Raw genomic sequence first — 15,025 nt, forward strand, 5'->3', positions numbered from 1 at the left:
GCCAGCCGATCAGGTCTTGCCGATCGACAGGATCTCGTTGGCGTTGATGATGGCGGCGGCGATGACCTCGGTGGTCACGCGCTTGCTCATGGCCTGGTCGCGGATCAGGTCGTAGGCGGCACCGTCGCTGATCTGACGCGTGCGCATGAGGATGTTCTTCGCTTCCTCGATCTGTCGCACGCCGACGAGCTTGGCCTCGAGCTTGCGGATCTTGCGGCCGGATGCGCCGGCTTGCCCATGCACCTGCCGCGCGACTACGAGCGACGACAGCAGGCCGAACGAGCGCACGGGCGAACCCAGTACCGCCTGCGCGCCGATATGCAGCACGGCCTCGACGATGGTCGGATTCTCGTAGGTCACCACCGCGATCAGCGTCGGCGCGTTCTCGGCCTTGAACCAGTCGAAGCCGAGCTCGATGCAATCGGGCCGCACGGCGAGAAACACTGCGTCGATGCCTTCGGGCAGCGTCGGCAGCGGGGGCCAGAATGCCTGCACCTGGCAGCCGATGCGCTGCAGCTGGTCGGTCAGTTGCTTGCCGTCGGCATCGTCGGGATGAAAGACGAGCACGCGCAGCGAGCGCAGGTCCTTGAGAATCTGGGGAGTCGCCCGGATCGTGCGACGCTGGCCTTCCGCACCCACGTCAGAGCTCCAGCGTCGTGAGCGTCGTGGTCCAGTCCCCGAGCGAATGCGTGACGAGGTAGGGGTCGGGATGGACCGGACGCGTGGCCTCCCGCACGATGGTGAACTGGCCGCGGGAATTGGCGATACCGATGCGCGGATACAGGCAGGTGTGATGATTCGACGGATCGATGCGGATCCGTCCCTGCGGCGCATCGAACTCGCTGCCGAGGATATGGGGCATGATATGCAGGATCTCGTCCTCGCCGCATCGGCGGAACGCATTCGCGTAGACGTGCATCTGGAAGTAGGCGGCCTCCCAGCACAGGTTCGGCACCGAGTCGCCGAAGCGGCGGCGCAGACGTTCGAGGCACTTGAGGTTGTCGTCGCGCTGGATCGACTGGAAGTATGGGGCCGCCGTGACATGGCCCGTAGCCACGTCGGCGCCCATCTGGCTGATCTCCGCCTCCGAGGTCGTGAGGCTCGCGATGGGCATCGTGCGCGGATCGAGGCCCGCCTCCGCATAGGCGCGGTAGAACGCGGCCGTCGAATTGCCCACCACGGTCGAGAAGATGAAGTCCGGCCGCCGCTCGCGGATCTCCGCGATGATCGGTGCGAAGTCGCGTTCGCCGGCATCGAGCGGCACATAGCGCTCGCCGACCTTCTGGCTGTCCTGCCGCTGCAGCACGAGTTCGCCCATGATGCGGTTGGATTCGTACGGATAGATATAGTCCGAGCCGATCAGATACACGCGCGCGCCAAAGTTCGCCGTCATGAACTCGGCCAGCTGCACGCTGTTCTGGTTCGGGGCGGCACCTGTGTAGATGATGTTGTTCGAGAATTCGAAGCCTTCATAGAGCGTCGGGTAGAACAGCAGCTTGTTCCAGCGCTCGACCACAGGCAGCACGGCCTTGCGGCTGCTCGACATGTAGCAGCCGAAGATCGTGTTGACGCGGTCCTGCACGATCAGGCGCTCGGCCAGGCGCGCATAGACGGCGGGCGACGATTGCGCGTCGTAGACCACGGGCACGAGTTCGCGCCCGTCGAGGCCGCCTGCCGCGTTGATTTCCTCGATCGCCAGCAGCGATCCCTGAAGCTGCGAGTGACCGATCGTCGAAGTGGCGCCCGTCTCGGAGAACAGTACGCCGACGCGCACGGGGTCCTTGTTGGCCATGGTTCCGCGGTCTCGCTAGTTGGACACGAGTCGAGCATATATTGCCGACAGTTGCGCAGGCAAGGCCCGCGCCGTATCGGCAATGCAGAAGTTGCCATGCCCGAGGATGGTGCGGATGTACGGTGCCGCACCCGAGTCGATCGTGACACCGCAGACCGCCACGCCCGCGCGGCGTGCCGCCTGCACGGCCGCGCGCGCGTCCTCGACGAGATAGCGGCGGTCGAATACATCGACATCGGACGGTTCGCCATCCGTGATGACGACGATGGCGCGATGGGGGTTGGGTTCGTCCATCACGCACGTGGTGGCGTGGCGAAGCGCGGTACCGAGACGCGTGGAGAAGCGGCCCGCGAGTCCGCCCAGTCTCGCGCGCGCGTCGAGGTCTAGCGGCTTGCCGAAGTCGAGCAGCCGGAAGTAGTTGACCGCCTCGCGCGTGTCCGACGAAAACGCGTGGATGGCGACGCGATGGCCGCACTCCGCGGCCGCATGGGCGAGCATCGCGGTGGCGGTGCGTTCCACGTCGAGCACCGTGGCGCCGCTGCCGGTACCAACGCCGGTCGCCACGTCGTTGGTGGACGCCGAGGCATCGACGAGCAGCAGGATGCTGAAGTGTGGTGTACCGCGCGCGGGACGCAGGAACAGCCGCGGCTCCGGCGCCAGGCCGAGCCGGCGATCGACCATGACCGTGACGGCCGCGTCGAGATCGAGCGACTCGCCTTCGAGCTGGCGCCGGAGGCGCCGTTCGCGGCTCAGGCGCTGGCGATGGGGCAGCGAGAGACGCGCGCCGATCCGTGACGGATCCGGTGGCGCCACGTCGCCATGCGGCAACGACTGCGCCATCGGCGAGCGCTCGATGACCGTGCACCAGTCCTGGCGAGCGAGGTCGAGCCGATAGTCCCATTCGGGGTACACCGTGCGCGACAGTTCGTCGGCCATCTCCGCGCGGGCAACCTCGCCGCTCGCTTCATCGCGTTCGTCGCGTTGATAAGTCGATGTACCCGCGAGCGCGAGCGATTCCGCATCGGGCGGCGGCGCGGCATCGCCATGGTCCCACAGGAAGCTGTTGTCGTCGCGATAAGGGGCTGGCACCGCGTAGTCGTTCGCATCGAAGCGGACGCGCATCTGCCCGAGATCGTTGGCGAGGATCGACGCCATCTCGCGGAACGCCGCATGGTCGTGCAGGCGCGCGCGCAGTGCCGCGAAGCCCCGACGCGCCTTGTCGATCCAGTAGTTGTCGTCCGGCCAGTCGTCGTCGAGCAGCGCCGCGCCCAGGCGGCTCATCATCGCGCGGAAGCTCAGACCATGCGGATCGACGGCATCGCGCAGCGGGGGTAGCCACCACGCGCGCAAGCCGGGGCAATCCTGCATCATCAGGCTATCGACCCGCGCATCCTCGATGGCCGAGATCACGGCAATGCTCAGGGGCTTGAGACCGCGAGAGGACTGCGCGCGGGGCGAGAAGCGCAGATGCGCGGCGGCATGCGCGGCCGCCGCGCGTTGCATGGCGTAGGACGCCGTGTAGGCCTCGGCGGCCGGAATCAGCAGATGCGTGGGCGTCAGCACCGGGCGGCGCAGGCGTGCGGCGGTCGCCACGGTGAGACCGCATCCGGCTGGCCCGGACAATCCCGTCAGCAGTGGATCGAGCGATGCGGAGACGTCCGAAGCCGTCATGCGAACGTTGCCTCGATGAGCCCGCGCAGCGCGAGCGCCATATCGGGATCGTCGGTCAGCGCATGGGTCATCGTCATGTCGCAGCTGTCGCGCGGGGAGACGCCCGAGCGCATGAGCGTGCCCGCGTGGATCAGCATGCGGGTGGAGGCGCCTTCGTCGAGGCCGCGATGGCGCAGCGCGCGCGTGCGCGCGGCGATATCGACGAGCTGCGTGGCGAGTTGCGGGGCGATATCGGCTTCCGCCGCGACGATGCGCGCCTCCGCGGCGGCATCGGGGTAGTCGAACTGCATCGCGACGAAGCGCTGCCGCGTGGACGGCTTCATGTCCTTCGCGCGGCTCTGGTAGCCAGGGTTGTACGACACGACGAGCTGGAAGTCCCGATGCGCGTGGATCAGTTCGCCCTTCTTGTCGAGCGGCAGGATGCGCCGCGCGTCCGTGAGCGGGTGAATGATCACGGTCGTGTCCTGCCGCGCCTCGACGATCTCGTCGAGGTAGCAGATCGCGCCCTCGCGCACGGCCGTGGTGAGCGGGCCATCATGCCAGGCGGTGCCCTGCGCGTCGAGCAGGTAGCGGCCGACGAGGTCGGACGCGGTCATATCCTCGTTGCATGCCACCGTGATGAGTGGCTTGCGCAGTTTCCACGCCATGTACTCGATGAACCGCGTCTTGCCACAGCCCGTCGGGCCCTTGAGTACGGTCGGCAGCCGGTGCGCGTAGGCGTGCTCGAACCATGCGACTTCCTGTCCGACGGGTTGATAGAACGGTTCGGTCTCGATGCGATAGGCGGCGATGGCACTGGACATTGCGCGGTCTGGTGAGAGGGATCGTCGTGGAAAGGTGGCCCACCGCGGCGTGCGTCATCCGCGGTGGGTGCGGTCACCGCAATCGCGTCAGCGGTGCTCGGCCTGCTCGTGCGGAATCCCTTCGATCGGACACTCGGGCGTGCCGACGGTCGTGCGCGTGATGGACTCGACCATCTTTCGCGTGCCATCCGGATCGTTCACCCACTTGCCGTAGAACTCGAACGGACAGGCGGCCACGCCCTGCGCTCCCTCGCCAGAGTTGATCTTGCCCGTATAGCCGCGGTGCAGCAGCTTGAACAGGTGGTTGTTCGACTGCTGGTTCTTGCGCGCGTCGCGGATCAGGCTCAGCGAGAACTCGCCGTACTGGATGCCCATCTCCTCGGTGCCGCACTCGCCGAGCGTGCGGCCGTCGAAGCCGATCAGCGACGACCCGCCGAAGTACGAGTACACGCCGTCGAAGCCCGTGGCATTGGCCACCGCCACGTAGCTGTTGTTCATCCATGCCATGGTCTTGGCGACCATCATCTGCTGGTCGCGCGCGGGGTACATATAGCCCTGGCAGCGCACGATCAGCTCGGCGCCGCGCATCGCGCAGTCGCGCCAGATCTCGGGATAGTTGCCGTCGTCGCAGATGATCAGGCTGACCTTGAGCCCTTTCGGCCCTTCGGACACGTACGTGCAGTCGCCCGGATACCAGCCTTCGATCGGCGCCCACGGCATGATCTTGCGATACTTCTGCACGATCTCGCCCTGGTTGTTCATCAGGATGAGCGTGTTGTACGGCGCCTTGTTCGGGTGCTCCTCGTGCCGTTCCCCGGTCAGCGAGAACACGCCCCACACATTGGCCTTGCGGCAGGCGGCCGCGAAGATCTCGGTCTCTTCCCCGGGAATCTGCGATGCGGTTTCGTACATCTCCTTCGCGTCGTACATGATGCCATGCGTCGAGTACTCGGGAAACACCACGAGATCCATGCCGGGCAGGCCCTGCTTCATGCCCACGAGCATCTCGGCGATCTTGCGCGCGTTGTCGAGTACCTCCGCCTTCGTATGCAGCCGCGGCATCTTGTAGTTCACCACCGCCACGCCAACCGTGTCCTTCGAGCTGCCGATATCGCCATGTCGCATGTTATTTCTCCTTGGAAAAAACGGGTAACACCTCAGACGGTCAGGAATGACCGCACTTTCTCCTGGTCGAGCGTCTCGCGCGCTTCCTCGTGCACGATGCGCCCGCCGTCGATGACCAGAAAACGGTCAGCGAGGTCGAGCGCGAAGCTCAGCATCTGCTCGGACACCACGATCGCGAACCCACGCTCCTTGCGCAGCGTGTTGAGGGTGCGCGCGATGTCCTTGATGATCGAGGGCTGGATGCCTTCGGTCGGCTCGTCGAGAATCAGTACCTGCGGGTCGGAAACGAGCGCGCGCGCGATGGCGAGCATCTGCTGCTGACCGCCGCTGAGATTGCCGCCGCGCCGGTTGCGCATCTCCTTCAACACAGGAAAGCACTGGTAGATGTAGTCGGGCACCGCGCGATAGCGCGAATACTCGGTGCCGGTCAGGATGTTCTGTTCCACGGTCAGCGCCGGAAAGATCATGCGTCCCTGCGGCACGAACGCGAGCCCCTGCCGCACGCGCGCGTGGCCGCGCAGGCCATTGAGCTCCGTGCCGCGCAGGCGGATGCTGCCGCTGCGCGCGGGCAGCATGCCGATAAGCGATTTGAGCAGCGTGGTCTTGCCCATACCGTTGCGGCCCATGATCGCGACCGACTCGCGCTCGGCGACCGAGAACGAGACATCCTTGATTACATGCGATTCGCGGTAGGCCACATTGAGTCGTTGCACGTCGAGCATGGCTGGGCTCCTAGTGGCCGAGGTAGACGTCGATGACACGGGGGTCCGCCTGTACCTCCGCGACGGTGCCCTCGCTGAGCACGCGGCCCTGATGCAGGACGGTCACCTTGCTCGCGATCTGGCGCACGAAGTCCATGTCATGCTCGATCACGATGACCGACTTGCCCTGCGCGATGCGGGCGAGTAGCGCAGCCGTGAGTTCGCGTTCGCGCGGGCTCATGCCGGCCACGGGTTCGTCGAGCAGCAGCAGGCGCGGCTCCTGGAGCAACAGCATGCCGATCTCGAGCCATTGCTTCTGCCCGTGGCTCAGCCGGCCGGCCTTGCCGTCCAGGCGGTCGCGCAGGAACACCATGTCCGCGACCGCTTCGATGCGCGCAATGACGTCGCTGCGGCGATGGAAGAACACCGAGCGCAGCACGCCGTGCGCATTGGGCAGCGAGATCTCGAAGTTCTCGAACACGGTCAGGTCTTCATAGACCGACGGCGTCTGGAACTTGCGGCCGACACCCGCGCGCACGATTTCGTGCTCGGGCATCTGGGCGAGGTCTTTTCCCTCGAACAGCACACGCCCGGAGGAGGGGCGCGTCTTGCCGCAGATCATGTCGAGTAGCGTGGTCTTGCCGGCGCCGTTCGGGCCGATGATCACGCGCAACTCGCACGGATCGACGCGCAGGCTCAGTCCGTCCACCGCGCGAAAGCCGTCGAACGACACCGTCAGTGCTTCGATCTCGAGGCAGCCGGCCACGGGTGCGGCAGGTTCGGCCTGCGTGGCGGCCATCGCCGGGGCGGGCATCATGTTGTCCATATCGAGTTCCGCGTTCATGGGCTCTCCTTCGCGCGGCGAGCGTCACCGACGTTGCTGAATAGCCCGGCGAGTCCATTGGGCATGGCCACGACCACGACGATAAAGATCGCACCGAGGAAGTAGAGCCAGATTTGCGGGAAGGTCTCCGACAGCCACGACTTGAGGAAACCGACGAGCAGCGCGCCGACCACGGCGCCCGGCACCGATAGCCGCCCGCCGACGGCCGCGAAGATGACCATCTCCACGGAGGTGACCACGCCGACCACACCCGGCGAGACCAGGCCGACCTGCAGCGTGTAGAACGCGCCGCCAATCGCGCTCAGGATGGCCGCGAGCATGAACACGAACGCCTTGAAGTGCGCGGTGTTGTAGCCGCTGAAGCGCACACGGTCCTCGCTGTCGCGGATGGCGATGAGCACCTTGCCGAAGCGGCTGCGCAGGAGGGCGACGGCGAGGGCCATCAGTACGAGGATCGTGCCGGCCTGCACGAAGTAGATGACCTGCCGCGCGGCGTCGCCGACCACGTCCATGCCCAGCAGCGTGCGGAAGTCGGTGATGCCGTTGGCGCCGCCGGTGTCGCCCTGCTGGCCGATGATCAGCACGGTAAGCGTGGTGGCAAGGCACAGCGTGACGATCGCGAAGTACACGCCGCTGAGACGGCGCTTGAACACGGCGTAGGACAGGCCGTAGGCGAGCAGTGCCGGCAGCACGAGGATCAGCACGACGGTGGCGGCGAAACTGTGGAACGGCTCCCACCATAGCGGCAGCTTCTCCACGCTGCTCCAGACCATGAAGTCGGGCAGTTCGGGCGCGGAAGCCTCCAGCTTCAGGAACATCGCCATCATGTAGCCGCCGAGGCCGAAGAAGATGCCCTGGCCCAGGCTCAGGATGCCGCCATACCCCCATGTGATGACGATGCCGATGGCGACGAACGAGAAGGCGAGGTATTTGCCGACGAGGTTGAGCCGGAACGCATCGAGCGCGAGCGGCAGCACCGCAAGCAGCAGCACGGCGACGGCGGCGAGCGCGGCGATGTCGGTCTTGCGGTAGACAAGCTTCGTGGAGCGCTTCATGGCATTACCTCCGTGCCTTGCGGGCGAACAGGCCGTTGGGCCGGAAGTACAGCGCGGTGATCACCAGCAGCAGGATCGCGACCTTTGCCATGGAGCCGCTCATCAGGTACTCGAGCGTCGTCTGCGACTGCGCGATGGTGAAGCCCGATAGCGCCGTGCCGATCAGGCTCTGGACGCCGCCGAACACGACCACGATGAACGAATCGACGATATACAGCTGCCCGGTACCGGGGTTGGTCGAGCCGATCATCGTGAACACGCAGCCGGCAATGCCCGCCAGGCCGGAGCCGAGCGCGAACGTGGCGGCATCCACGCGGTCCGTGTTGATGCCGACGGCATCGCTCATCGCGCGGTTCTGCGTCACGGCGCGCACGCGCAGTCCCCATCGCGTGCGATAGAGCAGCAGATACACCGCGAGCGCGACCACTGCGGTCAGCCCGATCACGAAGATGCGCGTGAGCGGCAGCTGGATGCCGCTCACGGGCTCCCATGCGCCGGACAGCCACGACGCGAGCGGTACGCTGACTTCCTGCGGGCCGAACACCGAGCGGTAGGTCTGCTGCAGGATCAGGCTCAGGCCCCACGTGGCCAGCAGCGTATCGAGCGGGCGGTCGTAGAAGAAGCGGATAAAGCCCCGCTCGAGCACATAGCCCGCGGCGAACGTGGTGGCGAACGCCACGGGGATGGCGGCAAACAGGTAGCCGTCCATCCACTGCGGCGCCCAATGCTCGAACGCGCGCGACGTCAGGTACGTCATGTACGCGCCGAGCGCCATGAGCTCGCCGTGCGCCATGTTGATGACGCCCATCAGCCCGAACACGATGGCGAGGCCAATCGCCATCAGGAACAGGATCGTGAACAGGCTGATGCCGTTGAACACCTGCATCGCGACGATATCGATATCCATGCGTCGTCTCCGTTACAGCTGCGGGAACGGATTCGGCTCGATCAGGTTCGCGGACTCCCACACGATGTCGAACTGGCCGTCGGGGCGCGCGCGCCCGACGCGCACCTTCTTCCATACGTGATGGTTGGTGGCATGCACGCGGACCGTGCCTTCGGGCGCGTCGAGCGTGACGCCGCCGGCCGCCGCCGCCACCTTCTCGGGGTCGAAGGTCTTGGCCTTCTCCACGGCGAGCTTCCACAGGTAGACGCTGTTGTAGGCCACTTCCATCGGATCGCCGATGACCCGCTCCTGTCCATAGCGCGTCTTGAAGGCCTTGACGAAACGCTCGTTGACGGGATTCTTCAGGCTCTGGAAGTAGCCCATGCACGCGTAGTAACCCACCGCGTTGTCCTTGCCGATGCCCTCGATCTCGTTCTCCGACACCACGGTGGAGAGCAGCGTGATCTTGCTGCCGTCGAGTCCCGCGGCGCGCAGCTGCTTGTAGAACGCGACGTTGGAGCCGCCGACCACCGTGCTGTAGATGCAGTCGGGCTTCGCAGCCTTGATCTTGTTGATGATCGACGAGAACTCCGTATGGCCGAGCGGTGCGTATTCCTCCCCCGCGAGCTTGCCGCCGAGCTTCGTGATCGTGGCCTTGGCGATCTTGTTGCAGGTGCGCGGATAGATGTAGTCGGAGCCGACCAGGAAGATGGTCTTGCCTTTCTCGCGCGCCATCCAGTCGATGGCGGCGATAACGGACTGCGTGGCTTCCTGCGACGGGTAGATGACGTGCTTGTCCTGCTCCTGTCCCTCGTAGTACGTCGGGTAGAACAGCAGGCCGTTGGCGCGCGCAAGCGCGGGGAGTACGGCCTTGCGCGAGGCCGACGTGTAGCAGCCGATGATCGCCGCGCACTTGTCGCGCTCCAGCAGCTTGCGCGCCTTCTCGGCGAAGATCGGGTTCTCGCTCGCGCCATCCTCGACCACTACCTCGATCTTGCGGCCCATGATGCCGCCCGAGGCGTTGATCTCGTCCACGGCCATTTTCTCGGCATCCACGAGCGATGCCTCGGCAATGGCGATGGTGCCCGACAGCGAATGCAGCAGCCCTAGCTTGACGCTCTCCTGCGCATGCGCGGCAAGCGGGCGCAGCAGCGTGCCCGAGGTCGCGCCGAGCGCGAGCATGGATCCGGCGGTCTTGACGAAGCGGCGGCGATTGAACTGGCTCATCGTGTTCTCCTAGGCCATGTGATGCGGTGTTGTTTTCGAAGTCGAAGGCAAAGCTCCGCCCTGGTTGCCGTGGCATCCATTCGACTGGGGCACTACGAAAGGCGCAGAAATCTGAAAACGAAAAAGCCCGAACCGGTCTTCACCGGTTCGGGCTCTGTTGCCTTGCGCTCCGCTGGCAATATTGGCAGCTAGCGCGACATGTTGTGAGACGACATCTCGTCTTGCAGGGATTTATAGCATAAGGATTTGCGGCAGGTGTAGGGATTTTTACCAATCCTGCGAAGAACGTCTTGCGTTCCCCGTTGCGGCGCACGGGAATCTTTATTGCGGTGCGCCATGCGCGAGAACGGTGCCGGACTTTGATTTCTCTTATAGGCGCGCACCACTTGCTAATTGGACGGCGCCCATCGCGGCGCCGAAGATGGGTTCACGCAATCGTCATCGACGACATGCGGCACACACCGATCGACATCGGCTCCCCCATCGACATCGTCCATTCGCCATGCAAGACACTCTCGACTCCTCATATCCGGCCACCGCCGCGCCAGTGGGCCGGCACGACACGCGTGCATGGCTGGCGGCTGCCGCACGCTCGGCTTCCGCCGACACCATCGACGTCGCGCGCCGCCTTGTCGCGGTGCCCAGCGCATGCCCGCCCGGCGACACGCACGCGATGGCGGAGACCATCGCCGCCTATGCGAGCGACATTCCCGGCGTGGAGGTGGAGCGGTACCGCACCTTGCCGCACGTGATGAATCTCGTGCTGCGGCTGAAGGGCAATGGCCCCGGGCGCACGCTGGTATTCAATGGGCATATGGATACGTTTCCGCTCGTCGATGCCGACGCGTGGACCGCCGACCCTGCCGGCGAAGTGCGCGGCACCGATCTATTCGGTCTCGGGGTGTCGGACATGAAAGGCGGCATCGCCGCCATTCTTGTTGCGATGCGGCAGCTTGCAGCGTGCCGGCATGCCTGGCCGGGCGAGGTGGTGGCGACATTCGTCGGCGACGAGGAGACCATGGGGGTGGAAGGCACGCAGTACCTGCTCGACCACGTCCCGCATGCGCGCGGTGACGCGATGATCAGCGCCGACACCGGATCGATGCGCGTGCTGCGCTTTGGCGAGAAGGGCATGGTGTGGCTGACGCTGCGTGCGCGGGGGACCTCCGCGCATGCCGCCCATGTGCATAAGGGCGATAGCGCGATTGAGAAGCTGCTGCGCGCGCTCGATGCGTTGACGGGGCTGCGCGACATGCCGGTGGCGGCGCCGCCGACGGTGCTGGCCGCGATCCGCGAGGCAAGCCATGTTTCCGAAGCGCTGTCCGGCGCGGGAGAGAGCGACGTGCTGCGCCGGATCACGATGACGATCGGCACGATTCGCGGGGGCCGGCTGCCGAACCTGGTGGCCGACACGGCCGAAGCGACGGTTGACCTCCGTCTTCCCGTGGGGACGAGCGTGTCCGATGTCGAGCACGAGCTGGCGCAGATCCTGCAGCAGTGCCCAGGTGTGGAAGCGATCATCGACCGCCGCTACGAACCGAGCTGGACGTCGCCGGACCACGCGGTGGTCGCCACGCTGCGGCGCTGTTGCGAGGAGGTCTCGGGCGTGCCGTCGGTGGTGAACATGCGCGTTGGCGCATCCGATGCGCGGCTGTACCGGCGCGCGGGCGTCCCGACCGTCGTCTGCGGTCTGACGCCGCGGAACATGGGCGCACCCGACGAGCACGTGTCGATTGCCGAGCTGCGCGCGCTGGCGGAAGCCTTTGCGTTGGCGGGCTTCGATTTCCTGAACGCTTGATGGCGGCCCCGCCACCCACACCGGAGTCCGTCATGCCGCAATCTCATGCTCTCGATCAGGCCACCCGCGCCCGCTTTCGCCGCGTCATCGGCTCGGCGCTCGTCGGCAATATGCTGGAGTTCTACGATCTGTTCATCTACGGCTTTCTCGCCGTCTATATCGCCAGAGTCTTCTTTCCCACCGCCGATCCCTACACGTCGCTGCTGGTGACGCTGGCCACGTTCGGCGTGAGTTACTTCGTGCGGCCGCTCGGCGCGCTCGTCATCGGTGGCTACGCCGATCGTCATGGCCGCAAGGCCGGCATGATGCTCACCATCTGGGCGATGGGCGTCGGCACCGCGATGATCGCGTTTGCGCCGTCTTACGCGGCATGGGGCATCGCGGGCACCGTCGTGCTGGTCGCCGGCAAGTTCCTGCAGGGATTCTCGGCGGGCGGCGAGTTCGGGACGTCGGTGTCGTTCGTCACCGAGCACGCGCCCAGGCATCGGCGCGGCTATTTCGCGAGCTTTCAGGTGGTCGGTATCGGATTGGCGACGGGACTCGCCAGCGTGGTGACGTACGTGCTGACGGCCGCCGTGCCCAGCGAGCAGATTGTTGCATGGGCTTGGCGGTTGCCGTTCATCCTTGGGCTAGTCATCGTGCCGTTCGGCTACTGGCTGCGTCGCCGCGTCGACGAGACACCCGAGTTCACGCAGGGGCGGCACGAGGCGAATCCGGTGCGCACCACGCTGACCACCGCCAAGGCACGCATCGCCTGTGCAATCGGCGTGTACTCGCTGGCGGCCTCGACCAACTATCTGCTTGGTGTCTACATCCCGCTGTATGCGCAGAAGGAGCTGGGCCTGTCGGTCGCGGACTCGATGTATGGCGCGATGGGCTACGCCATGGCGCAGATCATCCTGCCGCCGGTGTTCGGCGCGTTGTCCGATCGTCATGGCCGGCTGGCGATGATCACGCTCGGGACGTTGCTGACCGCGGTACTGACCGTGCCCGCGTTCCTGTGGATGGTGAATGTGCCGACCGTTCCGGTGTATGTCACCTGCGTGACCGGGCTTACCGCGTGCGTGATGGTGTTCCAGGGCGCGATGCCGGCGTTTCTCGCGGAGCTGTTTCCTCACGGTACGCGTACGACAGGGCTGGCACTGATCCATAACCTGAACTTCACGGTCGTGGGCGGGTTGTCGCTGCTGGCGTGCGCGTGGCTGTCGAAGGCTACCGGCAGCAAGATGATTCCCGCCTACTACGTGATGGCGACGGTCATGCTCGCGCTCGCTTGCCTCGTGTACTTCCGCAGGCAGCGGGTGGGCACGCCGGACGTGGGGACCGAGGGGGCCGAGGGGGCGTTACCGCAGAAGGCGTAGGCGCGGCGGCGCATAATGGCCGCGGATGCCGCAACAGGGGGAAGTGCCGATGAGGCTGCGCCATATCGAGGTCATCAATGCCATTCGCGTCACGGGCACGCTCAGCGCGGCGGCCGAGCTGCTGAACCTGAGCCAGCCGGCCGTCACGCAGATCCTGCATAGTGCGGAGCGGCAGCTTGGCTACGTGTTGTTCCAGCGCGTGCGCGGGCGTCTGGTCGCCACGCGCGAGGCGCTGCAGCTGTATCCGGAGATGGAGAAGCTGGATGCACAGCTTGGCGCGATTCGCAAGCTTGCCGAGAACCTGCGGGGCGAGCGGTCGGATACGTTGCGGATCATTGCGGCACCGGCGCTGGCCGAGACGCTGGTGGCGGAGGCCGTGGCCGAGATGACACTGCGCTATCCGAACGCGCGCATTACGGTGCGCGCGATCTACTCCGATCAGGCGGCGGCGGATCTCGCGCTGCTGGATGCGGATATCGGCATTCTGTTCCATAACTTGCCGCATCCGGCGGTGCGCGAGGAGTTGCTCGCGATGAGCCGGCTCATGTGCATTGGCCCGCCGAGCGTGGTGCCGCCGGTCAATGCGATCGATCTGGCGTTCCTGGGCGAGCATCCGCTGATCGGGCCGGACCCGGACGATCCCGTCGGGCGGCTGCTTGCGCAGACCTGCCGGGATCTCGGCATCGACGTGAAGTCGAGCGTGCAGGCGTTGTCCTATCACTCGGTGATGGCGCTGGCCGCGCGCTGCAGGCGGGTGGGTATCGTCGAAGCGGCCACCGCGCTGGGGGCGGAGGCCATGGGATTGCGCGCGGTGCCGTTGGTGCCGGATGTGCGGCTGCCGATCATTGCGGCGACTGCGTTGCAGGCCGAGGGCAATATTCTGAGCCGCGATTTCCTCGACATCTGCCGGCGTGTCTTCGCCGCGCGGCTCGGGCCGGCGCCCGCCGTCAGCGCAGGAACTCCCGCAGCGCCTGCGTGAAGCGCGCCGGCTGTTCGAAGCTCGAGATATGGGCGGCAGGGAGTTCGAGATAGCGAGCGTTCGGGATCGCATCGGCCAGCGCGCGGCCTTCGGCGGCTGTTGTGGAAGGATCGTCGCTGCCCGCGATGACGAGCATGGGCACCGTGATCGAGGACGCCGTCGTGCGGAAATCCGCGTCGCGCACGGCGGCGCAGTTGGCTGCATAGCCTTGCGGGTCGAGCGCCGCCAGTACCTCACGCAGCGGCGCGATCGCCGCGTTCTCGCGCGCGACGAAGCCGGACGTGAACCAGCGCTGGACCGAAGGCTCCACCATGACGCCCATGCCATCCCTCAGCACCGTGGCGATACGCGTGTTCCAGCCGTCGGTGCCCCCGATCTTCGCCGCCGTGTTGGCCAGCACGATATGCGAGAAGCGCTCCGGCGCGTGAATGCCGAGCCACTGCCCCGTCGATCCGCCCATCGATAGCCCGCAGAACGCGGCCGTATCGATCTCCAATGCATCGAGAACAGCCAGGACGTCGCGGCCGAGCGTGTCGATGTCGAACGGCTTGCCGTCGAACGTCGAGCGGCCATGACCGCGCGTGTCATACCGGACTACCCGGTACTCGCCCGCCAGCGCGTCGGCCTGCGGCTGCCACATCGTGTGATCGGCGCCGAGAGAATTGGAGAAGACGATGGCGGGCGCGCCATCGGGGCCATCGACGGTGTAGAACAGCCGGGCGCCGGCGTGATCGAGGTAGGGCACGCGAGTCTCCTGAAAGCGAGCGAGCAAAGCCGCGATGA

The 15,025-nt window shown here is 66.0% G+C and carries 14 protein-coding genes; 3 read left to right on the forward strand and 11 right to left on the reverse strand.

Annotated features, from left to right (window positions below; all coding sequences use genetic code 11):
• Positions 1-9: 9 nt before the first annotated feature.
• From AAHB16_RS22800 to urtA, 10 genes are all read right to left on the reverse strand, one after another.
• On the reverse strand, positions 10-639 hold the full coding sequence (locus AAHB16_RS22800) for an ANTAR domain-containing response regulator (protein ID WP_150375747.1): 630 nt from the start codon (positions 637-639) through the stop codon (positions 10-12).
• Between the two features lies 1 nt (position 640).
• Positions 641-1,792: a transporter substrate-binding domain-containing protein gene (locus AAHB16_RS22805; RefSeq protein WP_342052053.1), complete on the reverse strand. Its 1,152-nt coding sequence runs from the start codon at positions 1,790-1,792 to the stop codon at positions 641-643.
• Between the two features lie 15 nt (positions 1,793-1,807).
• Entirely contained in the window at positions 1,808-3,463 is a 1,656-nt protein-coding gene (locus tag AAHB16_RS22810; protein WP_342052054.1) for a nitric oxide reductase activation protein NorD, read from the reverse strand.
• Complete coding sequence (locus AAHB16_RS22815) at positions 3,460-4,266, reverse strand: CbbQ/NirQ/NorQ/GpvN family protein (RefSeq protein WP_342052055.1); 807 nt, start codon at positions 4,264-4,266, stop codon at positions 3,460-3,462. The genes AAHB16_RS22810 and AAHB16_RS22815 overlap by 4 nt, the downstream gene beginning before the upstream one ends.
• A gap of 87 nt (positions 4,267-4,353) precedes the next feature.
• Positions 4,354-5,391, reverse strand: a complete 1,038-nt coding sequence (locus AAHB16_RS22820) for an aliphatic amidase (protein ID WP_342052056.1) — start codon at positions 5,389-5,391, stop codon at positions 4,354-4,356.
• A gap of 32 nt (positions 5,392-5,423) precedes the next feature.
• On the reverse strand, positions 5,424-6,113 hold the full coding sequence (gene urtE / locus AAHB16_RS22825) for an urea ABC transporter ATP-binding subunit UrtE (protein ID WP_150375737.1): 690 nt from the start codon (positions 6,111-6,113) through the stop codon (positions 5,424-5,426).
• Between the two features lie 10 nt (positions 6,114-6,123).
• A complete protein-coding gene (urtD, locus tag AAHB16_RS22830; RefSeq protein ID WP_342052086.1) occupies positions 6,124-6,891 on the reverse strand; it encodes an urea ABC transporter ATP-binding protein UrtD in 768 nt (255 codons plus the stop codon).
• A 41-nt stretch (positions 6,892-6,932) separates the two neighbouring features.
• On the reverse strand, positions 6,933-7,991 hold the full coding sequence (gene urtC / locus AAHB16_RS22835; protein WP_342052057.1) for an urea ABC transporter permease subunit UrtC: 1,059 nt from the start codon (positions 7,989-7,991) through the stop codon (positions 6,933-6,935).
• Between the two features lie 4 nt (positions 7,992-7,995).
• Positions 7,996-8,898, reverse strand: coding sequence for an urea ABC transporter permease subunit UrtB (gene urtB / locus AAHB16_RS22840; protein WP_150375731.1), 903 nt, complete (start codon positions 8,896-8,898; stop codon positions 7,996-7,998).
• Between the two features lie 12 nt (positions 8,899-8,910).
• Positions 8,911-10,104 (reverse strand): urea ABC transporter substrate-binding protein, encoded by a 1,194-nt coding sequence (gene urtA, locus AAHB16_RS22845; protein WP_342052058.1) that lies wholly within the window; start codon positions 10,102-10,104, stop codon positions 8,911-8,913.
• 502 nt (positions 10,105-10,606) lie between these two features.
• Between urtA and AAHB16_RS22850 the strand changes: the two genes are divergently transcribed.
• Genes AAHB16_RS22850 through AAHB16_RS22860 form a run of 3 tightly spaced genes read left to right on the forward strand, consistent with a single transcriptional unit; the run spans position 10,607 to position 14,242 of the window.
• Complete coding sequence (locus AAHB16_RS22850; protein ID WP_342052059.1) at positions 10,607-11,902, forward strand: M20/M25/M40 family metallo-hydrolase; 1,296 nt, start codon at positions 10,607-10,609, stop codon at positions 11,900-11,902.
• Positions 11,903-11,934: 32 nt separating this feature from the next.
• Complete coding sequence (locus tag AAHB16_RS22855) at positions 11,935-13,263, forward strand: MFS transporter (protein WP_342052060.1); 1,329 nt, start codon at positions 11,935-11,937, stop codon at positions 13,261-13,263.
• A 49-nt stretch (positions 13,264-13,312) separates the two neighbouring features.
• Positions 13,313-14,242, forward strand: a complete 930-nt coding sequence (locus tag AAHB16_RS22860) for a LysR family transcriptional regulator (protein WP_342052061.1) — start codon at positions 13,313-13,315, stop codon at positions 14,240-14,242.
• Here AAHB16_RS22860 and pcaD read toward each other — a convergent pair.
• A complete protein-coding gene (pcaD, locus tag AAHB16_RS22865) occupies positions 14,211-14,987 on the reverse strand; it encodes a 3-oxoadipate enol-lactonase (protein WP_342052062.1) in 777 nt (258 codons plus the stop codon). The two genes, AAHB16_RS22860 and pcaD, sit on opposite strands and share 32 nt — an antisense overlap.
• Between the last annotated feature and the right edge of the window lie 38 nt (positions 14,988-15,025).

Source organism: Cupriavidus sp. OTU4054 (genome assembly GCF_038440175.1).
In the GTDB taxonomy this organism is placed as follows: domain Bacteria; phylum Pseudomonadota; class Gammaproteobacteria; order Burkholderiales; family Burkholderiaceae; genus Cupriavidus; species Cupriavidus pauculus_D.